The 24,555-nt window shown below is 62.1% G+C and carries 27 protein-coding genes and 2 pseudogenes; 24 read left to right on the forward strand and 5 right to left on the reverse strand.

The genetic code is table 11. The features are described from left to right. Nucleotides 1-26 precede the first annotated feature (26 nt). Nucleotides 27-596 (reverse strand): DUF488 family protein, encoded by a 570-nt coding sequence (locus LB553_RS25490; RefSeq protein ID WP_224517285.1) that lies wholly within the window; start codon nucleotides 594-596, stop codon nucleotides 27-29. Between the two features lie 394 nt (nucleotides 597-990). Between LB553_RS25490 and LB553_RS25495 the strand changes: the two genes are divergently transcribed. The 16 genes and pseudogenes from LB553_RS25495 (at nucleotide 991) to ftsH (ending at nucleotide 15,799) form a co-directional block, all read left to right on the forward strand. After that, nucleotides 991-1,422: an EF-hand domain-containing protein gene (locus tag LB553_RS25495; protein WP_224517287.1), complete on the forward strand. Its 432-nt coding sequence runs from the start codon at nucleotides 991-993 to the stop codon at nucleotides 1,420-1,422. A gap of 473 nt (nucleotides 1,423-1,895) precedes the next feature. Further along, nucleotides 1,896-2,489 (forward strand): annotated as a pseudogene (locus LB553_RS25500) (transposase); the annotation flags it as partial. Nucleotides 2,490-2,522: 33 nt separating this feature from the next. Beyond that, entirely contained in the window at nucleotides 2,523-3,323 is an 801-nt protein-coding gene (locus LB553_RS25505; protein ID WP_224517289.1) for a FadR/GntR family transcriptional regulator, read from the forward strand. Next, entirely contained in the window at nucleotides 3,320-5,047 is a 1,728-nt protein-coding gene (locus LB553_RS25510) for an IlvD/Edd family dehydratase (RefSeq protein WP_224517291.1), read from the forward strand. The genes LB553_RS25505 and LB553_RS25510 overlap by 4 nt, the downstream gene beginning before the upstream one ends. A gap of 11 nt (nucleotides 5,048-5,058) precedes the next feature. Further along, complete coding sequence (locus LB553_RS25515; protein WP_318011533.1) at nucleotides 5,059-5,838, forward strand: SDR family oxidoreductase; 780 nt, start codon at nucleotides 5,059-5,061, stop codon at nucleotides 5,836-5,838. 32 nt (nucleotides 5,839-5,870) lie between these two features. After that, nucleotides 5,871-6,869: an AraD1 family protein gene (gene araD1, locus LB553_RS25520; protein WP_224517295.1), complete on the forward strand. Its 999-nt coding sequence runs from the start codon at nucleotides 5,871-5,873 to the stop codon at nucleotides 6,867-6,869. 51 nt (nucleotides 6,870-6,920) lie between these two features. Continuing rightward, nucleotides 6,921-7,946, forward strand: coding sequence for an ABC transporter substrate-binding protein (locus tag LB553_RS25525; protein ID WP_224517297.1), 1,026 nt, complete (start codon nucleotides 6,921-6,923; stop codon nucleotides 7,944-7,946). 74 nt (nucleotides 7,947-8,020) lie between these two features. Further along, a complete protein-coding gene (locus LB553_RS25530) occupies nucleotides 8,021-9,124 on the forward strand; it encodes an ABC transporter ATP-binding protein (protein WP_224517298.1) in 1,104 nt (367 codons plus the stop codon). Further along, complete coding sequence (locus tag LB553_RS25535; RefSeq protein WP_224517300.1) at nucleotides 9,121-9,993, forward strand: ABC transporter permease; 873 nt, start codon at nucleotides 9,121-9,123, stop codon at nucleotides 9,991-9,993. The genes LB553_RS25530 and LB553_RS25535 overlap by 4 nt, the downstream gene beginning before the upstream one ends. Beyond that, the gene (locus LB553_RS25540) at nucleotides 9,990-10,790 is read left to right on the forward strand and encodes an ABC transporter permease (protein ID WP_224517302.1); all 801 of its coding nucleotides are present in this window, start codon (nucleotides 9,990-9,992) and stop codon (nucleotides 10,788-10,790) included. The genes LB553_RS25535 and LB553_RS25540 overlap by 4 nt, the downstream gene beginning before the upstream one ends. 476 nt (nucleotides 10,791-11,266) lie before the next feature. Then, nucleotides 11,267-11,749: an Hsp20 family protein gene (locus tag LB553_RS25545; protein ID WP_224517303.1), complete on the forward strand. Its 483-nt coding sequence runs from the start codon at nucleotides 11,267-11,269 to the stop codon at nucleotides 11,747-11,749. A 97-nt stretch (nucleotides 11,750-11,846) separates the two neighbouring features. Continuing rightward, a complete protein-coding gene (locus LB553_RS25550; RefSeq protein ID WP_224517305.1) occupies nucleotides 11,847-12,353 on the forward strand; it encodes an Hsp20/alpha crystallin family protein in 507 nt (168 codons plus the stop codon). Between the two features lie 76 nt (nucleotides 12,354-12,429). Further along, entirely contained in the window at nucleotides 12,430-13,167 is a 738-nt protein-coding gene (locus LB553_RS25555; protein WP_224517306.1) for an NADH dehydrogenase ubiquinone Fe-S protein 4, read from the forward strand. A 9-nt stretch (nucleotides 13,168-13,176) separates the two neighbouring features. After that, nucleotides 13,177-13,497, forward strand: coding sequence for a DNA-directed RNA polymerase subunit omega (locus LB553_RS25560; RefSeq protein ID WP_224517308.1), 321 nt, complete (start codon nucleotides 13,177-13,179; stop codon nucleotides 13,495-13,497). 32 nt (nucleotides 13,498-13,529) lie between these two features. After that, nucleotides 13,530-13,895 carry an SPW repeat protein gene (locus LB553_RS25565; RefSeq protein ID WP_224517310.1) on the forward strand — a complete coding sequence of 122 codons (366 nt, stop codon included), beginning with the start codon at nucleotides 13,530-13,532 and terminating at the stop codon, nucleotides 13,893-13,895. Nucleotides 13,896-13,963: 68 nt separating this feature from the next. After that, nucleotides 13,964-15,799 carry an ATP-dependent zinc metalloprotease FtsH gene (gene ftsH, locus LB553_RS25570; protein ID WP_224517313.1) on the forward strand — a complete coding sequence of 612 codons (1,836 nt, stop codon included), beginning with the start codon at nucleotides 13,964-13,966 and terminating at the stop codon, nucleotides 15,797-15,799. A 132-nt stretch (nucleotides 15,800-15,931) separates the two neighbouring features. On the opposite strand, the gene LB553_RS25575 is transcribed toward ftsH, so the two are convergent. Beyond that, entirely contained in the window at nucleotides 15,932-16,114 is a 183-nt protein-coding gene (locus LB553_RS25575; protein WP_224517315.1) for a hypothetical protein, read from the reverse strand. A gap of 263 nt (nucleotides 16,115-16,377) precedes the next feature. Here LB553_RS25575 and LB553_RS25580 point away from each other — a divergent pair, with 263 nt between their 5' ends. Then, nucleotides 16,378-16,635, forward strand: a complete 258-nt coding sequence (locus LB553_RS25580; RefSeq protein ID WP_224517316.1) for a methyltransferase — start codon at nucleotides 16,378-16,380, stop codon at nucleotides 16,633-16,635. A 376-nt stretch (nucleotides 16,636-17,011) separates the two neighbouring features. On the opposite strand, the gene LB553_RS25585 is transcribed toward LB553_RS25580, so the two are convergent. Next, the gene (locus tag LB553_RS25585) at nucleotides 17,012-17,908 is read right to left on the reverse strand and encodes a LysR family transcriptional regulator (RefSeq protein WP_224517318.1); all 897 of its coding nucleotides are present in this window, start codon (nucleotides 17,906-17,908) and stop codon (nucleotides 17,012-17,014) included. A 123-nt stretch (nucleotides 17,909-18,031) separates the two neighbouring features. Between LB553_RS25585 and LB553_RS25590 the strand changes: the two genes are divergently transcribed. From LB553_RS25590 to LB553_RS25615, 7 genes are read left to right on the forward strand one after another with little or no spacing between them, the layout of a single operon-like run. Further along, a complete protein-coding gene (locus tag LB553_RS25590; RefSeq protein WP_224517320.1) occupies nucleotides 18,032-18,865 on the forward strand; it encodes an SDR family oxidoreductase in 834 nt (277 codons plus the stop codon). A gap of 42 nt (nucleotides 18,866-18,907) precedes the next feature. Continuing rightward, the gene (locus tag LB553_RS25595; protein WP_224517325.1) at nucleotides 18,908-19,897 is read left to right on the forward strand and encodes an aldo/keto reductase; all 990 of its coding nucleotides are present in this window, start codon (nucleotides 18,908-18,910) and stop codon (nucleotides 19,895-19,897) included. A gap of 14 nt (nucleotides 19,898-19,911) precedes the next feature. Next, nucleotides 19,912-20,094, forward strand: a complete 183-nt coding sequence (locus tag LB553_RS25600; protein WP_224517327.1) for a hypothetical protein — start codon at nucleotides 19,912-19,914, stop codon at nucleotides 20,092-20,094. Nucleotides 20,095-20,112: 18 nt separating this feature from the next. Further along, nucleotides 20,113-21,126: an aldo/keto reductase gene (locus tag LB553_RS25605; RefSeq protein ID WP_224517329.1), complete on the forward strand. Its 1,014-nt coding sequence runs from the start codon at nucleotides 20,113-20,115 to the stop codon at nucleotides 21,124-21,126. Beyond that, on the forward strand, nucleotides 21,126-21,734 hold the full coding sequence (locus LB553_RS25610) for an SDR family NAD(P)-dependent oxidoreductase (protein ID WP_263484228.1): 609 nt from the start codon (nucleotides 21,126-21,128) through the stop codon (nucleotides 21,732-21,734). The genes LB553_RS25605 and LB553_RS25610 overlap by 1 nt, the downstream gene beginning before the upstream one ends. Continuing rightward, nucleotides 21,662-21,952, forward strand: coding sequence for an SDR family oxidoreductase (locus tag LB553_RS30610; RefSeq protein ID WP_318011530.1), 291 nt, complete (start codon nucleotides 21,662-21,664; stop codon nucleotides 21,950-21,952). Before LB553_RS25610 ends, LB553_RS30610 begins: the two co-directional genes overlap by 73 nt. Continuing rightward, nucleotides 21,867-22,610, forward strand: coding sequence for a flavodoxin (locus LB553_RS25615; protein WP_224517331.1), 744 nt, complete (start codon nucleotides 21,867-21,869; stop codon nucleotides 22,608-22,610). The genes LB553_RS30610 and LB553_RS25615 overlap by 86 nt, the downstream gene beginning before the upstream one ends. A gap of 530 nt (nucleotides 22,611-23,140) precedes the next feature. Here LB553_RS25615 and LB553_RS25620 read toward each other — a convergent pair. Further along, the gene (locus tag LB553_RS25620) at nucleotides 23,141-23,752 is read right to left on the reverse strand and encodes a hypothetical protein (RefSeq protein WP_224517333.1); all 612 of its coding nucleotides are present in this window, start codon (nucleotides 23,750-23,752) and stop codon (nucleotides 23,141-23,143) included. A 273-nt stretch (nucleotides 23,753-24,025) separates the two neighbouring features. Continuing rightward, nucleotides 24,026-24,341: pseudogene (locus tag LB553_RS25625) on the reverse strand (phage integrase central domain-containing protein); the annotation flags it as partial. Between the last annotated feature and the right edge of the window lie 214 nt (nucleotides 24,342-24,555).

Consider the following 24,555-nt stretch of genomic DNA (forward strand, 5'->3'; position numbering starts at 1 on the left):
CCTCGGCCCGGCCTTTGCGCCTTTCCTCAGATCGTGGTGGCCGCTGCCGGATAGATCACTGACCCGTCGTCTCGAAGAACCGCGCCAGCCGTTGGTACGGCCTTCTCGACCCGGCCATTGCCCATCAGGTGGAAGACCTCTTCGCCATGGGCGAGAAGATAATCAGCTATAATCCGGCGGTGGCACCGCCACCAGACCGCCTCCGAGCACATCATCGCGCAGCGACGCGGCCGGAGTGCGAGCAGGCGATCGAGTCCGCTTCGAAATTCCGCCGAGAACGCGTAATCCGCGTAGTTGTGGAAGCTTTGGTTTCTCCACGCGCCGTTCGTTTCGGGCGGAACCGCATCCACCTTGCCGCGCCGCCCGCCGAGCGGCACCACAATTTCATAGGCGATCTGCGCCTCAGCGAGTGACGCAGCCAGGCGTTCGCTATCGAACTGCGGGTAGGCGCGGGACCCGGGCAGGCGCCTCACGTCGACGACGATGCCGATCCTCCCCTGCCGAAGGATATCGATGAATTCCTCAATTTTGCGGTTCGAATGCCCGACGGTGAAGAACGGTATATGCGAGCGGTTGGTCGACTGCTTGGAATGCATCCTACATGACGTGGCGGCCGCTTCATTGTTCCAAGCACCCCAGGGTTAGACCAAATCTCGGGACGAGAACTGAACTGGCCGGATACGGAGCATCTTCGGTCGCCGTGATCCGCCATGGCTGCGCCACAGGAAGCTAGAGGGTGCTCGAAGTCGGCTCGCGTAACTTCCTCGTGACCTGGAACGCGGGCCGGAACAATCGAAGAGACCTCCAGTTTGGGCTAGCTCAATCAGCTTGAGGCAGACCAAGTCCAATCGAATGGAGCATGCCATGAGATTCCCCCGCTGCACGACGACTGCGGCCGCCGTTTTTATATTCGCGACTTTCCCTGCTCTCGCCCAGACAAACGCAACCCCTGGGCCTACCCCGGCGACCGAGCAGCCCGGAGCCGGGCAGTTGCCGAATGTAAACGGACAAGCGGGCGGCCCGACACGTGAAATGATCCGCCAGATGGTTGACCAAGCCATCCGGGAGAGGATGCAACAGGATCGAAGCTCCGAGCTGGCCAACAATCGTCAAGAAGAGGATGACAACGCTCGGGACGATGCAGATCGTCATGGCGATCGTTGGCATAAAAACCGTGATGGCGGTCCGGCCGGTGAGCACAGGATGGCTGCACACCATGGCCCGCGTATGATGCGCGGCGCAGGAATGCGACTGATGTTCGCGTTTTTGGACACGAATGGCGACGGATCATTGTCTGAGAACGAGGTTCAGGACGCTGTCGGGCGGATCTTCTCTGCAATCGACCAGAATGGCGACGGCAAGATCGACATGGATGAGGTCCAGTCCTTCTTGCACGGCTCTGGCGGTGAAGACATGCAGTAGTAGCTCTCCCAGCAACCAGGCCAATACGGCGCTTCGCGATGCAGGCGTGCCAATCTCTGCATCGCTCGAATGGAGATGCTTAGAGGGCCCCGACAAGCACTACGCCCCACGGCGGATGGAGAATACCTATGCGGGGCACTCATTCATAAAGCTAAGCCTTGTCGAAGGCTCTCTTAGCGACTTCAGAAATTGCTGATGCTGCGAATGCTCCCGATCTTGGGCGCAGCACTAATCATTGACTGGCGGCGACGGAACTGCCCGTACGTTTCGTCGATGACGGGGGCTAGCGGTCGTCCCGATATGTCGCGCTGACGCCGGCTCTGAGAGCGTCGAGATCAAGCGCCATCGGCAGTCCGGCTCAGCACAAAAGAAGCGGCGCAGCTTCCATCGGCGATCCTTGACGCCGAAACAGCCTCCACCCCGGAACAGCTTGCAAGGTAGTGTGCTGGGAGTTCTGCAAATTCGCTGAGAGAGCCCGTTACGAGAAGGTGCGCGAGGCCGGCATCGTCGTGAGCCAGGCGGTGCTGATCGCGGTCGGCATCGACTGGGACGGGCGGCGCCAGATCCTGGCCGTGGAGATGGCCAATCGGGAAAGCCGCTCGGCCTGGAAGGACTTCCTCGTGGCGCTCAAGGCGCGGGGCCTCAGGGGCGTTGAACTGGTCGTGTCCGACGATCATGCCGGCCTGGTCGCGGCGATCGGCGAGGCGATCCCGGAAGCGGCCTGGCAACGCTGCTACGTGCACTTCCCCAAGAACGCGCTCGATCACCTGCCGAGGAAACATGGCGACGACTGCCTGCAGGAGCTCAGATGGCTCTACGACCGGCGCGATCTCGCCGAGGCCAAGGCCGATCTCGCCGCGTGGCTTGCCAAATGGTCGGGCCGCTATCCCAGGCTGACGACGTGGGTGGAGGAGACCATCGAGCGCACGCTGACCTTCTTTCGCCTGCCGCGCCAGCACCGCAAGCACCTGAAGTCGACCAACATTCTGGAACGCCTCAAGGAAGAGATCAGGCGCCGCACTTATGTCGTGCGCATCTTTCCAACGCCGAAAACTGCCCTCCCCCTTGACTCCCGTAAACGCATCTAAGAAACATATCATATGAATAGTATGAATAATAGAAAAGCCTTCAGCACGGCGCGCGCGTCGAGATCAGCAGTCGTGGTTTCGAGCGGCTCCACAGCGCTGCACGCCACCGTCGTCGAGCAAATCGGGCTCAGGATTGTGCAAGGCGCCTTCCTGCCCGGCGAGGCACTGCCCAATGCCGACGATTCCAGCGAGATGCTGGGCGTCAGCCGCACGGTCCTGCGCGAGGCGATCAAGGTATTGGCGGGCAAGGGGCTCGTCGAATCGCGGCCGAAGACCGGCACTCGGGTGCGACCGCGCTCCGATTGGAATTTCCTCGATCCGGACGTTCTGTCGTGGCGCTACGCCGGCCGCGTCAGCGCCGACGATGTCCGCGCGCTGTTCGAATTGCGCCGTGCCATCGAACCGGTGTCGGCCGCACTCGCTGCCCAGCGGGCAACGCCGGCGCAGATCGCCGAGATATACGCCGCACTGGCCGAGATGGAAGCGGTAAGCGATGACGGTGACCGCTTCACCAAGCCCGACCTGGTGTTCCACCAGACCATTTTGCGCATGACCGGCAACGAGCTGATCGGCTCACTGGCTGCACTGGTCGAAACCGCGTTGGTGATGAGCTTTCGCCTCTCCAACGACAATCCGGAAGGGCAGCGTCATTCCTTGCCGTTGCACCGCGAAGTGGCCGAGAAGATCGCCGCCGGTGACGCGCTCGGTGCGCAAAAGGCACTGCTGGTACTCATCGACAATGCCGAGGACGACGTGCGCCGCAGCGTCGAGAATCGCAACAAACGCCCCAATGGTCGGAGCCGGCAATCGTGAGCGAACCGAAACGCAAACTGCGGTCCCAAGCCTGGTTCGGAGGCGAAGGCAAGAACGCTTTCATGCACCGCAGCTGGATGAAGAACCAGGGCATACCCGCCGATGCCTTCGACGGCCGCCCGGTGATCGGCATCTGCAACACCTGGTCGGAACTGACCCCTTGCAACGCCCATCTGCGGGCGCTGGCGGATCACGTCAAGCGCGGCGTCTATGAAGCCGGCGGCCTGCCGCTGGAGTTTCCGGTGATGTCGCTGGGCGAGAGCAATATGCGCCCCACCGCCATGCTGTTTCGCAATCTGGCCAGTATGGATGTCGAGGAATCCATCCGTGGCAATCCAATAGATGGCGTGATCCTGCTCGTCGGTTGCGACAAGACCACACCGTCGCTGCTGATGGGGGCCGCCTCATGCAACCTGCCGACCATCGCCGTCTCAGGCGGGCCGATGCTCAACGGCAAGTTCCGCGGCCAGGATATCGGCTCGGGCACGCATGTCTGGAAATTCGCTGAGGAAGTAAAGGCCGGTCGCATGCCGGTTGCCGATTTCCTCGCTGCCGAACAGGGCCAGAGCCGCTCGGCCGGCAGTTGCATGACAATGGGCACCGCCTCGACCATGGCCAGCATGGTGGAAGCGCTCGGCATCGGCATGCCGGACAATGCCGCAATACCGGCGGTGGATTCGCGCCGTGGGGTGCTTGCCCAGATGGCCGGGCGTCAGATCGTCGATCTGGTCCACCGCGACGTGAAGATCTCGCAGATCCTCACGAAGCAGGCCTTCGAGAACGCCATCCGCGTCAACGGCGCAATCGGCGGTTCGACTAATGCGGTTCTGCACTTGATCGCCATCGCCAACCGGATCGGTGTTGATCTTAGCCTTGAAGACTGGGACCGCCTCGGCCGCGACGTTCCGACCATTGTCGACCTGATGCCATCGGGCCGGTTCCTGATGGAAGACTTCTACTATGCCGGGGGGCTAGCTGCGGTAATGGCGTCGCTTGATGAAGTGGGGCTTCTTCATCGTGACGCCATGACCATCAGCGACAAGACGATCGGGGAATTGATCGGCGGGGCGGCCAACTACAGCAGCGAAGTCATCCGTCCGTTGAGCAATCCGCTCACCAGGCAAGGCGGCATCTCGATACTGCGCGGGAACCTGGCGCCCAATGGAGCCGTCATCAAGCCGTCGGCGGCAACTCCCGAACTGATGCAGCATCGCGGCAAGGCGGTCGTCTTCGAGAACATCGAACATTTCTATGCCCGCATCGACGATCCCGAGTTGGATATCGACGCCTCATCGGTGATGGTGCTGAAGAACTGCGGACCGCGCGGTTATCCCGGAATGGCCGAGGTCGGCAACATGCCGCTGCCGGCCAAGCTGCTCAAGCAGGGCGTCTCCGACATGGTGCGCATCTCGGACGCGCGCATGAGCGGCACCGCCTTTGGCACCGTCGTGTTGCATGTGGCGCCCGAGGCCGCGGCGGGCGGCGCGCTGGCCCTGGTGCGCGACGGCGATCTCATCGAGCTTGATGTCGCCGGGCGCCGCCTGGAGTTGCTGATATCGGATGAGGAACTCGCCATCCGCCGCCTTGCCTGGAAGCCGCCGGCACCGCCCGAAGGCGGCTACCAGAGCCTCTATGTCGAGCGCGTGCTGCAGGCTGACAAGGGCTGCGATTTCGACTTTCTCGTCGGCCGGCGCGACGCCGGCATCCCCCGGCATTCGCACTAGAGAGGCGCGCGATAATGGATCAAATCGGCGCCTACGCGACCTATCCGAGCCTCAAGGGGCGCAGCGTCTTCATTACCGGCGGCGGCAGCGGCATCGGCGAAAGCCTGGTGCGCCATTTCTGCGCACAAGGCAGCCACGTCGCATTCGTCGATCTGGCGGAAGAGCCTTCACGACGCCTGGTGGAGGCGATCGCGGCCGAGCGACATGCCGCACCGCTGTTCATTCCCCGTGACCTGCGCAACGTCGAAGGTCTGCAGGCCGCCATCGCACAGGCGGCACGGCACAACGGCCCGATCGAGGTACTGTGCAACAATGCCGGCAATGACGACCGCCATCAGACCAAGGACGTGACGGTTGCCTATTGGGACGACCGCATGGCGGTCAATCTGCGCCACCAGTTCTTCGCGGCTCAGGCAGTGCGCCCGCAGATGAGGGCCCAAGGCGGCGGCTCGATTATTAATTTCGGGTCAATCACCTGGATGGTCGGCGATCCCGATTGCCCTGCCTATGTCACCGCGAAAGCCGCCGTCTACGGCATGACGCGGGCGCTGGCCCGTGAGTTCGGGCCGGAGCGCATCCGCGTCAACTGCATGGTGCCGGGCTGGGTGATGACGGAGCGCCAGATGCGGATGTGGCTGGATCCGGCCGGCGAGCGCCAGATCGAGGAAAGGCAGTGCCTGCCCGAGCGGCTACATCCTTCCGATATCGCGCGCATGGCGCTGTTCCTCGCCGCCGACGACAGCCGCATGTGCACAAGCCAACAATTCATCGTCGATGCGGGCTGGGTGTGATCCCTACCGCAGCAAGGAGAAAAGGGTATTTCATGCGTCTTGTTCAGTTCAGAACCCCGGATGGCAGCAGACGGGTTGGCCGCGTCTCCGATGACGGCAATCACCTGCACCCGCTCGAAAACACCGGCAGCGTCCTGGAACTCGCCGAAGCGGCAATCACGCAGGGCGCGTCCATCGCGTCGCTGGTTGAGAAGCGGACGCGCGATGCGGTTGTCGACTATGACGAAATCTTGCGCGACTGCCGCGTGCTGGCACCGGTCGATCATCCGGAACCGGCGCGTTTCCTGGTCACCGGAACCGGCCTGACCCATACCGGAAGTGCGGCCGCGCGCGACAAGATGCATGTGCTGACCCATGGCGAGGACGCCGAGGAATCGGATTCGCTGAAGATCTTCCGCATGGGCCTGGAGGGCGGCAAGCCCGCCGCCGGGCGGATCGGAATTCAGCCCGAATGGTTCTACAAAGGCGTCGGCACCTGCCTCGTGTCGCCTGGCGCCGACCTGCCCATGCCGGCCTTCGCACGCGCCGGCGCGGAGGAAGCCGAGATCGTCGGGCTTTACCTCAACGGGCCGGATGGCCGCCCCTACCGCATCGGCTACGCGCTCGGCAACGAATACTCCGACCATGTCACCGAGGCTGAGAACTACCTCTATCTCGCCCACTCGAAACTCCGCTCCTGCTCGATCGGCCCGGAGCTCTTGGTCGGCGACCTGCCCGACGAAGTGCGCGGCCACTCCCGCATTCTGCGCGACGGTGCTGTCATTTGGGAGCAGGAATTTCTGTCGGGCGAAGCGCACATGTCGCACTCGATCGCCAATCTCGAACACTTCCATTTCCGCTACCCGATGCATCGCAGGGCAGGCGACCTGCACGCCTATTTCTTCGGCGCGGCGGTAATGAGCTACGCCTCCGGCATCAAGACGGCTTCCGGCGACGAGTATGAAATCCAGGCACCGACATTCGGAAAGCCGCTGCGCAACCGGATGGTTTCTGTGCCGGACGAGGGACTGGTCGTCGTCACCAAGCTGTGAGGGCAGAAGTCCTGAAAGTACGGTCCACCAGAACGAAAATGGGAGATTAAAATGGGACTGAAGAAACTGTTTGTGACAATGGCGACTATCGGGCTCGGCATCGGCCTGATGACGTCGGCGGCGCTGGCCGCGAACCTGCGCGTACTGGCCTGGGACGGTTACGCCGATCCGGACTGGGTGAAGGACTTCACCGCCAGCACGGGCATCGGCGTCGATGTCGTCTTTATCGGCAGCGATGACGAGATCTGGGCCAAGATCAAAGGCAGCGAAGGACAGGACTTCGATGTCTTCGCCGTCAACACCGCGCAGTTGCAGCGCTACATCAAGGCCGACCTGGTGTCGCCGATCGACCTGACCAAGCTGCCGAACCAGAAAGAGGTGTTGCCACGTTTTCGTGACCTGAGCACGGTGAGCGGCGTCACCAAGGACGGCAAGGTCTATGGAATTCCGTTCTGCTTCGACTCCATCGGGCTGATCTACGACACCGACAAGGTCAAGCCGGCGCCGACCTCGATGTCGGTCCTGTGGGATCCGGCCTACAAGGGCAAGATTCTCGCCTACGACAATGGCGAGCACAATTTCTCGTTCACCGCGCTGACGCTCGGCTACAAGGATCCATTCAACCTAAGCGCGGAGCAGCTGGCGGCGGTCAAGGCCAAGCTCGTAGAGCTCAAGCGCAATGTGCTCAGCTTCTACACCACCGCCGACGAGGCGCAGCAGATCTATCAAAACAACGACGTTGCGCTGATCTGGGCCAATTACGGCCAGCAGCAGGTCAAGGCCCTGCAGAAGATCGGCGCCCATGTCGCCTACGTCAATCCCAGCGAAGGCGCTCTTGCCTGGCTCGACAATTGGGTGATTTCAAAGGGTGTCCGTGACAATGCGGCGGCCGAGAAATGGATCGACTTCATGCTGAGCAAGAAGATTGGCGCAGAACTTTCCGAGCGCACCGGCTTCGGCAACACGGTGACGCAAACCAGCAGCGCCGGCGGCAACGACAAGCTGGTCTGGCTCAACAATGTCGAGGATCCACTCAAGCGTTCGGACATGTGGAACGAGGTCAAGGCAACGCCCTGACTTGGCTGTCCCAACTTCAGAGATCCGGCGGTCCGACACGTTTCGGACCGCCGAAGCGTAAGCGGGAGCATTCCATGAACCAGAACACCGACCTGCTGACGCTGCGGGGCGTCTCGAAATCCTACGGCATGGTTTCCGTGCTGCACGATGTCGACCTGTCGATCCAGGACGGTGAGTTCCTGACCGTTCTTGGACCGTCGGGCTCCGGCAAGACCACAGTCCTGCGGCTGATCGGCGGGCTGGAGCCGCTGACAGCAGGCGAGATCCGCCTGGACGGCCAGGACATCAGCCGCATGCCGATCAACCGGCGGCCGTTCAACACCGTGTTCCAGGATTATGCGCTGTTTCCACATATGACCGTTTCCGGCAATGTCGGGTACGGGCTTTCGGTGCGCCATGTCCAGCGCAAGGAGGTCGCGCGCCGCGTGGCAGAAGCCCTCGAGTTGGTCCAGCTCGGGCGTTTTGCCGATCGATTTCCAGCCCAGCTCTCCGGCGGCCAGCGCCAGCGCGTCGCGCTGGCCCGGGCGCTGATCTGCCAACCGCGCCTGATCCTGCTCGACGAGCCGCTCGCCGCACTCGACCTGGAGCTGCGCCGGCAGATGCAGGAATTCCTGAAATCCATCCAGCGCGAGATCAAGACCACCTTCCTGTTCGTCACCCACGACCAGGAGGAAGCCATCGGCATGGCCGACCGGATCTGCGTTATGCAGGCCGGTCATATCTGCCAGCTCGGCACGCCGCATGAGCTTTACTACAAGCCGAACTGCGAGTTCGTGGCCCGCTTCTTCGGCGAAAACAATCTGGTGGCCGGAAAACTCGGGGCGGTTGAGGGTGAGCAGCGGCCGATCGAGACGGCACTTGGCCGCCTGATCTGCTCGGTAAGCGATCAGCCGCTTCTGAAGGCCGCGCCGGATGGCGCCAGCGCCTTCGCGGTGTTCCGTCCCGAGGCCTTGCGCGTTGCAGGGTCCACGGAAAGCGACAATCATTTTTCCGGGACCATCGCCGACCTGGCCTTCGCTGGCTCATCGACGGTCGCCACAATCACGGTGGGTACGGACAACGCCGCGCAACGGCTTCGGCTGCGCGTGCCGAGCCGGATTGACGGCAGCGCGCTGAAATGCGGCGAAACGGTCTCACTTTCGTTCGCGCCGCATGAAGGCCATCTGGTGCTGGCATGAGCAAAGCTGGATCGACACACATCGAGGAGCGGCGCTTGTCGCTGCTTGCGGCGGTGTTGGCTTTCGCTCTGCCTGTCGTCTTTGTCGTCGTGCCGCTGGCGCTCTTCCTCGTCTACAGTTTCTTTAGCGTCGACCAGGGTACGATCGTCTATGCGCCGACGCTCGGCAACTATGTCAGGTTCGTCACCGACTCGATCTTTGTGCCAGTGTTCTGGAATACTATCGTGCTGTGTGTGTCGGTGGCGATCATCTGCATCCTGATTGCTTACCCCGCCGCCTATTTGCTTACGACGCTGAAAGGGCGGTGGCGCTATGCCTTGCTCATGCTGCTTCTGGTGCCGTTGCTGATGAGCTACGTGATCAAGATCTACGCCATCCGCAGCATCCTTGGCCTCAACGGCTTCCTCAACAAGGCACTGGTGGCGCTCGGCATCCTGCAGCAGCCGTCGACGCTTTTCGTGTTCAACATGAACGCCATCCTGCTGACGCTGAGCGTGCTTTTGATCCCCTTTGCCATCCTGCCGATCTTCCTGTCGCTGGAGCGAATTCCCCAGACCCTGTTGCGCGCCTCGGACGACCTTGGCGCGAGCGGCTTGCAGACGTTCCTGCGCGTTACCTTGCCGCTCAGCTTGCCCGGAGTCGTCTCGGCGGCGAGCTTCGTCTTCGTTCTGGCGATCGGCGATTTCCTGACGCCGCAGATGGTCGGTGGGGTCAGCGGCTTCACCTTCGGCCGCATCCTCTATAGCCAGTTCGGCACGGCCTATAACTGGCCGTTCGGCGCGGCTCTGTCGGTAGCGCTTGCTGTCGTGGTGATCTGTGCAATCCTTATCGGCGAACGTTTCGGACGAAACCGGGGGACGTCAGTATGATCGCCCTGCCCCGGCCCTCCACCCTCTTCCTGGCCGCGGTCACGGCGCTGGTGGCCGTGCTGCTCTACAGTCCGCTGTTCGTGCCGATCGTGTCGTCGTTCTTCACGATCTCGCATGGCGACGTCGACTGGTCGTCGCCGACCCTTTCGAGCTATCAGGCGCTGGCTGGGAACAACGACATACTAGCTGCCCTGCGCACCACGCTGATCGTCGGCCTTTGCACCGTCGTGCTCTCGGTGGTCAGCGGCACGCTGCTGGCGCTCTACTATCACGGCGGCCGCTCAGGACGCTCAATCCTGCAGTTCATCATCTTCCTTCCATTCCTGATGCCGCCGATCATCAGCGGCCTGGCGCTGCTGATCTTTTTCCGCGAGATCGGCCTCGAACGCTCGTTGCTGACGGTCGTTATCGGCCACACGGTCTTCGTGCTTGCGATTGTCTATCGCACCGTGCTGATGCGGCTGCAGTCGATGAGCCGCACGCTGGTTGAAGCATCCTATGATCTCGGCGCCACCGCCTGGCAGACCTTCTGGCGCGTAATCTTGCCAAACCTGTCGAGCGCGATGGTCGGCGGCGCCATCCTGGCCTTCGCCCTGTCGTTCGACGAAACGATGATCACCATCTTGGTCACCGGTACGCAAAGCACGCTGCCAGTCAGGCTGTGGGCGATGATGCGGCTTGGCTTCTCGCCCGACATCAATGCGCTGGTCGCGCTGATCCTGATGTTCACAGTGCTTCTGTGCGTGCTGGCCGCCCGTTTTCTGGTCCCCCAGCAGATGGCAATGGAACGGAGCTGATCTTGCTCTGCGTTTTAATTAAAGGGCGGAAAGAAGTTGGGAGGCGTCAGGCTGCGATAGGGACCAGATTCTGGTCGAGAGGCCGGTTTCTGTGCTCGTCAAGCTAGGAGGTCCCGCCGCGCCATGGCGGCGGCGTTCTGCAAGGCGTCAGGGCGGCCGCAATGCCCCATGCGCCGGTCTGATCGAGCCGCGCGGCATGGCCCTCCCTTGCTGGATCATCGGGCGCGACCAGCTGGCCCTGCTGCTGCCCAGTAAGGCTATAGGCGGACATGTCAGACCCACAGAAACACCCAGCATAGGCACTCTGATTTCGCGCTGTACGGCTCAGGATACAGCGCCTCTTGAACCGCTAATTGCTCGAATTAAATCAAGGAAGCCGGCTGCCAGGAAGGGGCCGGCAGCGTTGGGTGGTTTGAAAACCGCTTCGCGACGCGAGACAAACTTGTATCCATGTTGCTCATAAGGAGGATGTGGCTATGAGGACCACTTTCGACTTTGCTCCTCTGTTGCGATCGACCGTGGGATTCGATCGCACGCTCGACGCACTCGAATCCGCGAGCCACGTGGCGTCGATGGACAATTGGCCGCCTTACGACATCGTCAAGTCCGGTGAGGACGACTACCGCATCAACATGGCGGTGGCCGGCTTTACGCAGGACGAGCTGACCGTCACGCAAGAGCAGAACATGCTGATCGTGGCGGGTGAAAGGTCGGGCGATCAGGAGGCGAACGGAGGATACCTGCATCACGGTATTGCCAGCCGCGCCTTTCAGCGCCGCTTCGAGCTGGCCGAACACATGGAGGTCGTCGGCGCGAGTCTGTCGAACGGTCTGCTCATCATCGATCTGAAGCGCGCGATTCCCGAAGAAATGAAGCCGCGCCGCATCGCCATCGCCTCGGGCGAAGCGCTGCCGAAGGCCGAGACCAAGCAGATCGAGGCAGAGAAGCTGGCGGCCTAAAGGCATTCCCGTCAGCGGTTTTCTGCAAGGCGCCAGGCGGCACGCAGGCGCCAACGGGGAAGCTTTTGAAATCGACAGAACAGAAGGGAGATAAACCATGAGTGTCCGTGATCTGATCCCGTGGGGCCGCTCCAGCAATCAGGTTCTCACGAACCTTCGAGCCGACGATCGAAACCCGTTTCTCTCGCTCCATCGCGAGGTGAACCAGCTGTTTGACGACGTGTTCCGCGGCCTTGACGGCCGTCTGCCCACATTGGGTTCGCTGTCCTCCTTGAGCGGAGCTTGGCCGAGCGTCGAAATCTCCGAAACCGACAAGGAGATCAAGGTGGCGGCCGAGATCCCCGGCCTCGAGGAAAAGGACATCGAGGTGCTGCTTGACGATGGCGTGCTGACGCTGAAGGGCGAGAAGCGCTCCGAGACGGAGGACAAGGCCAAACAGTTCTCCGAACGCTTCTACGGCCACTTCGAGCGACGCATTCCGCTTGGAACGGAGGTCGAGGAAGACAAGATCGACGCGCATTTCAAGAATGGCGTGCTGAACATCGTGCTTCCCAAGAGCGCGAACGCGCAGTCGCAGGTGAAGCGCATCGCGATCAAGAGCTGACAGGAGGCGTCGGGCCGGCGACGGCCGAATCAGGCGTCGCCGGCCTGCGTCCATCGCCACCAGGGAGGGATGAACGATGCACGAATATGTCAGGCAGACACAGAATATAGGAACGACCTACGCAACTGCGACACGGCCCTCCAACGATAATCGGCGGGCGCCGCTTGCGATGGGCCGCTCGCTGTTCCCCCAGGATGCGGTCGCCCGCATTGACAAGCCGTCCCGGTCGGTCATGACGTCCGGGAGGGTACGGACGAAGGGCTGGCGGCTGACATTCGAACGGCGCGCAGCTCCCTTTATCGAGCCGCTGATGGGCTGGACGGGCGGTGGCGATACGTTGACCCAGATCGAGCTCAACTTCCCGACCCGGGAGTCGGCCATTCGCTACGCTGAGCGGCAGGGTCTCCGCTACACGGTTCAGTGCGCTGACGCCGCGGCGGATCGCAAGCGCCGTGCGACGGGCTCTGCTCATGCCTTCTCCGACGCGACGCTGAAGAAGCTCGGCCTGGAAGAGCTTCAGGAGAGCTACGGGCATGCCATCGATGGCTCTGCAAATCGCAGCGATCCTTCGGGGCCTGAAACCTGGGCGTCACCGATGGAAGTGGTGCGCGATCGGGCGCTGCCGCTCGAGGCCAAGCGCTCGATACTCATCAATTGGGCCTGGACCGAATACCTGATCGATCAGGCGACCAATGAGGGCATGCCGGAGAACAATCGGCCGTCGCGTCTCGACGAAGTCGAGCAGGCGCTGCTCGCGCTCGAGCGGCAGGTCGCGGACGGCCGATGCGCGCCGCTCGCACGCAACGCAGCATGAGGTGCGGTCATGGACTCCCTCGTCGTCTTCGATTGCGCACAGGTAATTCCGAACAGGTTCGCCTTGACGCTGGCTGCTGCCGCCCGCAGCCGGGCCCTTCACAGGGGCGCGGAGCCGCGTTCGAACAGACCGGCAGCCAGCGCGAGCGATCTTGCGCTCCACGAAATCGCGGAGGGCGCATTCACGCCGGCCGAGTTGGGACTTTTTCTCGAAGGAGAGAGCGCACCGCGGCTGCTCCTCGCCCACCGCATTGGAACAAAAGCTTCGCGGCGGCGCTCCCCCAAGGAGCGCCGCCGCATCCGTCTCCCTCGCGAAGAGACGGTTCATTAATGGCGCACACAATCGACAAGGAGGAATGAACGATGCTGAAGTCACTGTCTTCGAATAGCCGGACGGCGCTCGATGTCGTCAACATCGTCGTCGGGCTCGGTCTTTTCCTGTCTCCCTGGTATCTCGGCTATACGGGGGAGAGCCACGCCGCGTGGAATGCTTGGATCGTCGGCGCGGTGGTTGCGTTGATTGCGGTCGGCGCGCTGGTGGCGTTCCGTGAGTACGAGGAATGGGCCAACCTCGTCCTCGGTCTATGGTCGATCGCAGCGCCCTGGCTGCTGGGCTTCGCGGCCGTAACGGCTGCCATGTCGGCTCACGTGATCGCCGGCATTGTCGCTGCGGTGGTCGCCGCCGGCAATGTCTGGTCGGCCCAAAACCGTCCGCTATCTACGGCCTGAAACAGGCGCTTTGGCGGGTCTCTATAAGCCGGGCCCGCCCCCTCATCAGAAAGAGCGGGACCGGGATCATGGAAATGAACAAGAAGACCCGATTCAATATCGGCTACTGGGTCGTCGCCTTCCTCATGCTGATGGCCTTCCAGTACTTCTTTGCGACAGCGAGACAGGTCGCGCAGATTCCTTACAGCGATTTTGAGACATACCTTAACCAGGGCAAAGTCGCCGAGGTGGCGGTTTCGGACCGCTTCATTCAAGGCCGTTTCAAGGCGCCGCTCAACGGCCGGCCCATGTTCATCACGACACGTGTCGAGCCCGACCTGGCGCGCCAATTGCAGAGCCATGGCGTGGTCGTGACCGGCCAGATCGAAAGCACTTTCCTGCGTGATCTCCTCTCATGGGTCGTACCAGTTCTCATGTTCGCCGGCGTGTGGATGTTCATGCTCAAGCGCACGGGCGGCGACCTGGGCGGCGGGCTGATGCAGATCGGAAGGTCCAAAGCCAAAGTCTATGTGGAGAAGGATACCGGGGTGACGTTCGCCGAAGTGGCCGGCGTCGACGAGGCGAAGGACGAACTGAGGGAGATCGTTGATTTCCTCAAGGACCCGAGAAGCTATGGCCGGCTCGGCGGCCGTATGCCGAAGGGCGTGCTCCTCGTCGGCCCGCCCGGCACCGGCAAAACGCTGCTCGCCAAGGCGGTGGCGGGCGAAGCCGGCGTGCCGTTCTTCTCGATTTCCGGCTCGGAATTTGTCGAAATGTTCGTGGGCGTAGGCGCGGCGCGCGTGCGTGATCTGTTCGAGCAAGCGCGCGCCAAGGCGCCCGCCATCATCTTCATCGACGAACTCGACGCGCTGGGGCGCGCCCGCGGCATCGGTCCGCTCGCTGGCGGTCACGACGAGAAGGAGCAGACGCTGAACCAATTGCTCGTAGAGCTCGATGGGTTCGATTCATCGACGGGTCTGGTGCTGCTCGCCGCAACGAACCGGCCCGAAATTCTCGATCCAGCGCTTCTCCGCGCGGGTCGCTTCGACCGGCAGGTTCTGGTGGATCGGCCCGACAAGGCTGGGCGTATCCAGATCCTGAATGTCCATCTAAAGAAGGCAAAGCTCACGAAGGATGTGGATGCCGAGAAGATCGCGGCACTCACGCCAGGCTTTACCGGCGCGGACCTCGCCAATCTCGTCAACGAGGCAACATTGCTTGCAACGCGTCGCAGGGCCGATGCGGTGACGATGGACGACTTCAACAACGCCATCGAGCGGATCGTCGCGGGACTGGAAAAGCGCAACCGCCTGCTTAATGCGAAAGAGCGCGAGATCGTCGCCTATCATGAGACGGGTCACGCGCTCGTCGCCATGGCCCTGCCCGGGGTCGATCCGGTGCATAAGGTCTCGATTATTCCAAGGGGCGTGGGGGCGCTCGGCTACACGATCCAGCGCCCCACCGAGGACCGCTTCCTGATGACGCGCGAAGAGCTGGAAAACAAGATGGCGGTGCTCCTCGGCGGGCGCGCCGCGGAACAGATCGTTTTCGGTCATCTCTCGACCGGCGCGGCCGACGATCTTGTCAAGGTCACCGACATCGCGCGCGCTATCGTCACCCGCTACGGCATGACCGAGAAGCTCGGCCATGTTTCATTGGAGAAGGAGCGTCGTTCGTTCCTCAGCACGGATCAGCCCTATTATGGGCCGCAGGACAGGTCGTATTCCGAACAGACCGCTGCCGCAGTCGACGAAGAGGTCAAGCGCATCGTGGATGAGACGTTCGATCGGACAGTCAATCTCCTTCTCAAGCGCAGACATGTTCTGGAGCGGATCGCTTTGAAGCTCCTGGAGGTAGAAACGCTCGAGGAAAGGGAAATCGCAGCCATGGTGCAGGCCAAACAGGTTTCAGAAGCGAGCGCCTGAGGTCGCGGCAGGCCATGGCGCCGCCGGCACCTATGCTTTCAGGTCCAAGCGTCGCCAGCGCCTTCCGGAGCGGGTTTCGCCGTCGCGACGTTGTTTTGTCCTGACGGTCGGAGTTGTCGTTTCAGTGCAGCCCTAACGCTTCAGATTAGGCCTGATCGCCTCGACCTCTTCTCGCGTGTTCGTATCGGGTAATTCGCCCAGGCCCTCCGGATTTGGTGCGGGATTCGCACGCGTATCTTTTGGCGGCTTTCCCTCCGGCTTGACGCCGGACGGTTTGGATTCCTCCCCTTTTTTCTGCTTCAGCTTTTTCGGCATCTTACTCCTAGCCTCGCATGGCACCGGGACCTGCAACGGCATCATTGAATGCCGCTGCAGAAGCTTTGGCGGAACGTTACATGCGAACAGTTGGTTCCTGCCAAAAACGAGGCGGCGGCGGGCGCTGGAACCCATCGGAGGACAACTCTCGTTATGGGGCCGGGCTGGCCGGCGAGCTGCCTCACTCCCACTCGATTGTATTGGGCCATGATGCCTGCTGATTTTGGCCCCAAGCGCATTCTACATGACTGGGACGACGCGGAGTGCCTGCAAATTCTCTCACTATCCAGCGGACGGCGCCGAAGCAGGCCAGGGTGTTGATCGTCGAGCAGGTCGGCCCCGGCCCGGACACCTCGCATTTCTCCAAACTGTTTGACGTTCACATGCTGGTCTGGGGCAGCGGCCGGGAACGCACGGGGGAGGAATACGCTGCGCTGCTAGAAAGCTCCGGCTGGAAATACCGCCACACCTGGTATCCGCCTTCAAAGATGCTGGGCATCGTCGAGGGCGTGAAGGAATAGCGGCGCCCTCTAGGATATCCCACACCTCTCACTCCCACTCTATTGTTCAAAACCAATGTATGATTTAGCTTGGTTTTTTCTTGTTTTCTGCGCGAGAAACCGACCCGCGGGCCGTCAAAAAGTTACGGTCTTGGTTTTTAAAGGGAAGTTTCTTTACAAATTTTTTTGCTGGGTTCGACATCTATCGCTGTCGATCGGTCCCCTGACGGCCGTTTGCGGGCCAACAATGTGCCGCTCGGCCAGCGCAAAAGTACCGTCACTCCTATAGCAGAGACCTCCCTCATGCGCGAGCCTGGCGGGCCTGTCCCCGCTTTCAAGGACGGTCGGCCGGAACTCTTCAGCCGGTACACCGCACGCCGCACCGGGGCGGATACTGTCACGGGTCTCTGTACCGCAAGGCGTCGACGAGCAGCGAAAACGCCGGAGGGAGCTGTCGGCGATCGGGATAGTAGAGATGATACCCCGAAAAAGGCGGGCACCAATCGTCGAGAACGCGTTCCAGCTTCCCCGATCTAAGCAGCGCGTCGGCCTGATCCTCCAAGACACACGCGAGGCCTACTCCCTCCGCCGCAGCCGCCAAAATCATGGGTATGTCGTTGAGTATCAGCGGACCTTCGACGCGAACATTGAGGTCGCGGCCGTCGCGGCCGAATTCCCAGGTGTAAAGGCCGCCTTTGGTCTGCATGCGAATGTTGATGCAGGCATGCGCGGTCAGATCATGGGGTGTGTGGGGACGACCATGGGCGGCGAAATAGGAAGGCGCGCCGACGACCGCCATGCGCAGTTCGGGGCCGATCCGAACGGCGATCATGTCCTTCGCCACCTGCTCTCCAAGCCGGATGCCGGCATCGAAACGATCGGCAATGATGTCGGTGAGATGGCTGTCGATCGAGATCTCGACCGTCACCTCCGGACAGTCCTTCAGCATCTTGGCGACCGCCGGCCAGAGGATCGTCTCGGCTGCATGCCGGCTTGAGGTGATCCGCACCGTGCCCGCGGGCCGCTCGCGCAGAGCACTGAGCGCCGAAAGCCGTGCATCGATTTCGTCGAAGGCCGGGCGCAGGGTGGCGATCAGCTGTTCTCCCGCCTCGGTCGGCGCAACGTTGCGGGTGTTGCGGGTGAGAAGCTTCAGGCCCATCCCGGCTTCCAGCCGCCGGACGATCTGGCTGATCGCCGATTGAGAGGTGCCGAGCTTGGCGGCCGCCCGCGTGAAACTGCGCGCTTCAGCCACGGCAAGGAAAACCGCCAGATCGCTCAGTTCCTCCCGCTTCATTGATAAGTTCCAGATATAACCGCATGCACAACTTAGCACCTAATAGCTGAGACTCCTACCACCTATGTCATCTCTACGCGGCTCGCGGCTCGGAACGCCCTGCAAGCCTAATGGAGACGGCACATGACGAGAGACGTGATCGTGGTAATCGGCGCCGGAGGAATCGGGCAGGCGATCGCGCGGCGGCAGGGTTTCGGCAAGACGATCCTGCTAGCCGACTGGAACGAAGAGACGCTCGCGAAGGCGGCGGCAGATCTGGACGGCGCCAGCTATGCGGTGGTGGCCCAGAAGGTCGACGTTACCTCGCGCTCGTCGGTGCAGGCACTGGCGGAAGCCGCCGCGGCGCTGGGTCCGGTCATGCAGGTGGTAAACACGGCAGGCCTGTCGCCCAACATGGCCCCGGTCGAGAAGCTGCTCGAAGTTGATCTCTACGGCTCAGCCCTGGTGTTCGAGGAGTTCGGCCAGGTCATCACCAACGGCGGCGCCGGCCTCATCATCTCCAGCATGGCCGGCCACATGATGCGCCAACTACCTGAAGAAGACGAGAAGCAACTCGCCCACGCGCCCGCGGATGAGCTGCTCGCATTGCCCTGCGTGCAGGCCGACGCCATTCCCAATACGCTGGTCGCCTATATGGTCGCGAAGCGCGCCAATTTCCTGCGCGTGCAGGCCGAGGCGATGCGCTGGGGCCAGCGTGGCGCGCGCGTCAACGCGATGAGCCCTGGAATCATCGTTACGCCGCTGGCGGCGCATGAGCTGAACTCCGAGATCGGCGACATCTATCGCGCGATGGTCGAGGCTTCGCCGTCGAAGCGGATGGCGCCGCCCGACGAGATCGCCGTCGCGGCGAGCTTCCTGCTCGGTCCCGATGCCGGCTTCATCACCGGCAGCGATCTTCTCATCGATGGCGGTGTCATCGCGGCGATGCGCGCCGGCAAGCTGCCGACGCCGGGCTGAACGCCCTTCCTTCTTCTAAAACGATCGAAAAGGATTGAACCCATGAAACAGCGCATGCTTGGAAGCCTCCCCGTGAGCGAGATCGGCTACGGCACGATGAGCTTCGCCTCAACCTACGGAGCTTCACCCGACCGCTCCGAAGCGATCCGCGTCATCCGCGGAGCGCACGATCTCGGCGTCACCCTTTTCGACACGGCGGAGGCCTATGGCCCCTGGACCAATGAGGAGTTCGTCGGCGAGGCGCTGCGGCCGTTCCGCGACCAGGTTGTGATCGCGACCAAGTTCGGCTTCAACATCGATCCTGCCACCGGCGAACGGCGGAGCGGCGTCAACAGCCGCCCCGATCACGTGCGCCAGGTCGTCGACGCCAGCCTGAAGCGCCTCGGCATCGAGACGATCGACCTGCTCTACCAGCATCGCGTCGATCCGGCCGTGCCGATCGAGGACGTCGCCGGCGTGGTGCGCGACTTGATTGCGGCGGGCAAGGTCAGGCATTTCGGCATGTCAGAAGCCGCGGCTGCCACGATCCGGCGCGCGCACGCGGTGCAGCCGGTAACCGCGATCCAGAGCGAATATTCGCTGTGGACGCGTGAGCCTGAAGCCGAAGTGCTGCCGCTGTGTGCCAAGCTTGGCATCGGCTTTGTGCCGTGGAGCCCGCTCGGAGCCGGCTACCTCACCGGCAAGGTCGATGCGTCGACGCCGATCGAGAGCAGCGACTTCCGGGCCGCGTCGCCGCGCTTCACCACCGAGGCCCGCGCCGCCAACCAGGCGCTGATCGAACTCCTCAAGCGCATTGCTGCGGACAAGAAGGCGACTCCGGCCCAGATCGCGCTCGCCTGGCTGCTCGCCCGCGCGCCGTTCATCGTGCCGATCTTCGGAACGCGTCGGCTCGATCGCGTCGAGGAGAATCTAGGTGCGGCCAACGTCGTGCTGACGCCAGCGGACCTCGGCGAGATCGAGACCGCGATCGGCAAGATCGAGATCAAGGGCGAGCGGCTCCCGGCGGAGATCCTGAAGCTCTCCTATCGTTAAGGGGAGCTTACCCGATGAAAACGCGCGAACTCGGCCACAGCGGCCTTACCGTCTCCGCTCTTGCCCTCGGCTGCATGGGCATGAGCATCAACTACGGCGCGCCGCGCGACAAGGTGGAGATGATCCGCCCCGTCCGCCTCGTCACCAAGTCGGAGGTCGGCATCGGCGAGAGGTTCGGCGTTCATGGCGCCCGCTGAACATCAAAGGAGTAGATCATGAAACAAAGAATGCTTGGGAAGCTCGCCGTCAGCGAGATCGGCTTCGGCTGCATGGGCCTCGACTTCAGCTATGGCCATCGCGTCAGCCGCGAAGAAGGGATCACGCTCATTCGCCAGGCGGCGGAGCGCGGCGTCACCTTCTTCGACACCGCTGAGATCTACGGCCCCTTCACCAACGAAGAGCTGGTCGGCGAAGCGCTTCGGCCCATCCGCGACCAGGTCGTGATCGCCACCAAGTTCGGCTTCGACATCGATCCCGACACCGGAGAGAATCGCGGCGTATCGAGCCGGCCGGAGCACATCCGCGGCCATGTCGAGCGCTCGCTCAAGCGCCTCGGCGTGGAAACCGTGGATCTCATCTACCAGCATCGCGTCGACCCCACCGTTCCGATCGAAGACGTCGCTGGCGTCGTTCGCGACCTGATCACGGAGGGCAAGGCGAAGGGTTTCGGCCTGTCCGAGCCCGGCGTGCAGACGCTGCGCCGTGCGCACGGCGTGCAGCCCGTCACCGCCGTCCAGAACGAATATTCGCTGTGGTGGCGGGCGCCGGAAACCAACGGCATCCTGGCCACCTGCGACGAGCTCAGCATCGGCTTCGTGCCCTACAGCCCGCTCGGCAAGGGGTTCCTGACCGGCACGATGCGCGCAGACACCAAACTCGACAAGAGCGACTTTCGCGCGGCGATCCCACGCTTCCAGCCAGAGGCGCTCGCCAAGAACCAAGCGTTCGTGGACCTGCTGAAGCGTATTGCGGCGGCAAGAGGCGCCACCCCGGCGCAGATCGCGCTCGCCTGGCTGCTGGCCCAACATCCCTACATCGTGCCGATCCCCGGCACCACCAAGCTGCACCGGCTGGAAGAAAATCTGGGCGCCGCCGATATCGAACTGACCGCGGGCGATCTCGCAGAGATCAAGTCGGCGCTTGCCGGTCTAGAAGTCGAAGGCGACCGCTATACGCCCGCGGGCAATGCGATGGCCGGCGTGGAAGCCCCCACGAAGGAGATTGTCTGATGTCACAGGTTGTCGTCGTCGTGGGAGCCGGTTCCATCGGCCAGGCAGTCGCCCGACGGGTAAGCGTGGGCAAGACGGTGCTGCTCGCCGACCTGCGCCCGGAAAATGCGGAGGCCGCTGCCAAGGCGCTGAGCGATGCTGGCTACGATGCCCGCACAACCACCGTCGATGTTTCTTCGCGTGGATCGGTCGAGGCGCTGGTCGCATACGCGGCCGCACTAGGCGAGGTCACCGGCCTCATCCAGGCCGAGGGCGTCTCGCCCTCGCAAGCACCGATCGAGGCGATCCTGGAGGTCGATCTCTACGGCACGGCGCTACTGCTGGAGGCGTTCGGAAATGTTGTCGCGAAGGGGGGCTCGGGCGTCGTGATCTCGTCTCAGTCCGGGCACCGCATGGCGCCGCTCACCATCGAGCAGAACCGGCAACTGGCGATCACCCCTGTCGACGAACTGCTCGACCTTCCGTTTCTCCAACGGGTCAGGTGCAGGATACGCTCCACGCCTATCAGCTTTCCAAGCGCGGCAATGGACTGCGCGTGCAGGCGGAAGCTGTGCGCTGGGGCCGACGCGGCGCCCGCATCAACGCGATCAGCCCCGGCATCGTCATGACGCCGCTCGCCAAGGACGAACTGAACGATCCGCGTGGCGAAGGTTATCGCAAGATGATCGAGAGCTCGATCGCGGGCCGCGCGGCCACGCCTGATGAGATCGCCAACGTTGCCGCCCTGCTGACGGGGACAGATGGCGCCTTCATCACCGGCAGCGACTTCCTGGTCGACGGCGGGACCACGGCCGTCCACTGGTTCGGCGAAGCCAACCGGGGATAATTCTCGATCAGTCCAGATTTCAATCCGTGGGCAAGGTCTTGCTCCGGCCAAAAGGCGAAAAGACCATGATCGGAAAGCCAACGCGCGGCGAGTTCCATCGGCGGCAGATCCTGCGAGGGGCAGCTCTCGCCGCGCCTCGAGCTGGACTGTCCCAGCGGCCTCTGCGCAAGGGTCCGGTCGGGGCGCCGTGATCTTCCTTTCCAGATCCAGCAATACGCGGATGCTGGCGGGGGACCTGTCGCGCCGCTTCCATCCCGATCTGGTCGAGATCCGCCCGCGTGATCCCTGGCCCGAGGACTACGAAGAGATGGTCGATTGGGCGACGCGCTGGCGCAACAGCGACCAGCTTCTGCCGCTGAAATGGACCCTCGACCTCGCGGATCGTGCCTTCATATTCCTGGGCTTCCCAATTTGGGGCGGGTCGCTGCCCGCGCCTATGCGAAGCTTCCTCGCGACCGCCAATCTTGCCGGCAAACCCGTGCTGCCGTTCATCACACACGGGGGCTTCGGCGCCGGCGACGCGATGGCCGAGGTTCGCCGCCTGATGCCCAATGCCGCTTTTGCCGAACCTCTCATCCTGCAATGCGATCAGGAGCGCGCCAGCCTGAACGCATTGCGAGGCTGGCTGAGCGATGTAGCTGCCGCGATCCCGCGCTGAGAACGGCGAAATTCTCGTCTAGATCTTTCTCGATCCGGAGGGTTGCTCATCGTCCGCAGCGGTGAACTGCAATCGGGTGGCCTCTAGGATCGTCCAAACTCTATTTCGTGCTATTGACTGGACAATCTACGCTACAGTGCCCAAACCTATCCGACCTTATCCCCCGTCATTCCCACTCTATTGTTCCAAACCAAGGTAAGTCGTTGATCTAGCTGGGTTTTTTCTTGCCTGACGCGCGAAAAGCCGACCTCCAGGCCGTCAAAATCTTACGGTATTGATTTTAAAGGAGAAATCGCACAAAAATATTTTGCGCGGTTTCGGCACCTATTGAGGTAGATCGCCTCTCGAAACTGATCTTCGGCTGCTTGGCGTCGCTCCAGAGCCCACCGAAAAGTACCGTCATCTCTCCCGTTTTCAGCCCGTCCGGTTTTGGACAAGCTTGGCGATAAGTTGACACCTCTCCAACGGATCTCAGGATCTTGGCGGAGCTGCGGTGGGGTTTGCCGGGCGGGCGAGTGGATTGTTGCGCACTAACGCTTGCGCAATAAAACCGGTACGACGTGGTGAAAAGCGATTCCCTCATCGCGGTGTTCACCTCCGGTAATCGCTGCAAACCATGCTGCCGCAGCGCCAAGCGCGGAGCCTGCAGCAGTCGCAAAGCTAAAAATGGCAGCTATGTGGGCTGAAAGCCGCACCGTGCTTTCGTTGATTTGCGCGTCGGGGCGATTGACCACGGCGGCCGCGCCGTGCCCATCAATCATTGCCAAGAAAAACGCTGCTCCAAGTGTCGCTAGGGCCCAGACTGCGATGCCGTGTATGCCATCGCGGAATTCGCTTTCACTTTGGCTGCTATCTTCCCAGCGCGTGCGCATTCGTCCAGCTACATAACCGCCAGCTGCGGAACTTGCTATAGCAACGATAACTACCCACAGCCCGGCCACCAGCACATTCCAGGAAGCGCCACCGGTGGGAAGAGTCGGAGAACCCAGCGCCAAACCAGCGCTCGATCCGAATTGCAGAAGAACCACCGAAATGGCGCAAGCGATGACACCCCCGCCAAATATGCCTCCCCACTCAAGATAGGACGAGGTAGCCCCTTTTGGGGTCACTGCAGCGCTTTCCGTTGGGGCTATTTTGGCCATGATCTTACCGAAGTCCAAAAAATGATAGAATGAACAAAACGATCACGACGAGGCCAACAAGATAGATTATTCCGTTCACGGCATCCTCCTCCTGATTGCGGACCGAAACACAACGTGTCCGTGATGTTTTGGTTGCAAAGAGCCCGGCCCGGAAATCTGAACATTGACGATAATTGGAAATTCCGCCTGAGATCGGCATTCCCAATGATGTGCGCGTCTAAGCAGCAGCAAAGCTGATTCAATGCATCCGTTGCCCTGCTTCGACCGGAATGCATCGTCGGCAGGGTTGGCAACCTTCTCGCCGTGCAGGATCGCAATCCATAGATCTGCTTCAGAATGTTTCGCACGTGCATAGCCATCGCCAGAGCCCCGCGGTCAACGATTTTGCCACAGTGGGTCCTTAGATCGTCCGGCCTGATTTCCATCAGAAGACGATTGCGCCATACCGGCAGAAGCTCGCGCTCAAAGACAGAACGTCGCATGGCTCGGGTGCTGTCGGCCATCGATGCGCTGGTCAGCCACTTCTCGCCGAATTCTGCGAAGCTCTTCGTTCCTTGATGCGGCGCTTCTCGCGCTGCTTCTCGATCGCACCGGTTCACGTGCCCAAAATCAGTACGAAAAGAGGGCTCCTCGCAAAAGTCAAGGTGCCCTCACCGGCTCCTATCAATTCATTAGAGACAATGGTCTAAAAACCTTCCTGATTGCTACCGACGTCGGGGCATCTGAGTTCGAATTGGATGAAGCTACCGGAGCAGCATCGATCGCATTAAGATGGGCAATGCGGACGCGAGCGGCCACGGCGG

This window comes from Mesorhizobium sp. CA8, assembly GCF_020164955.1.
Classification (GTDB): domain Bacteria; phylum Pseudomonadota; class Alphaproteobacteria; order Rhizobiales; family Rhizobiaceae; genus Mesorhizobium.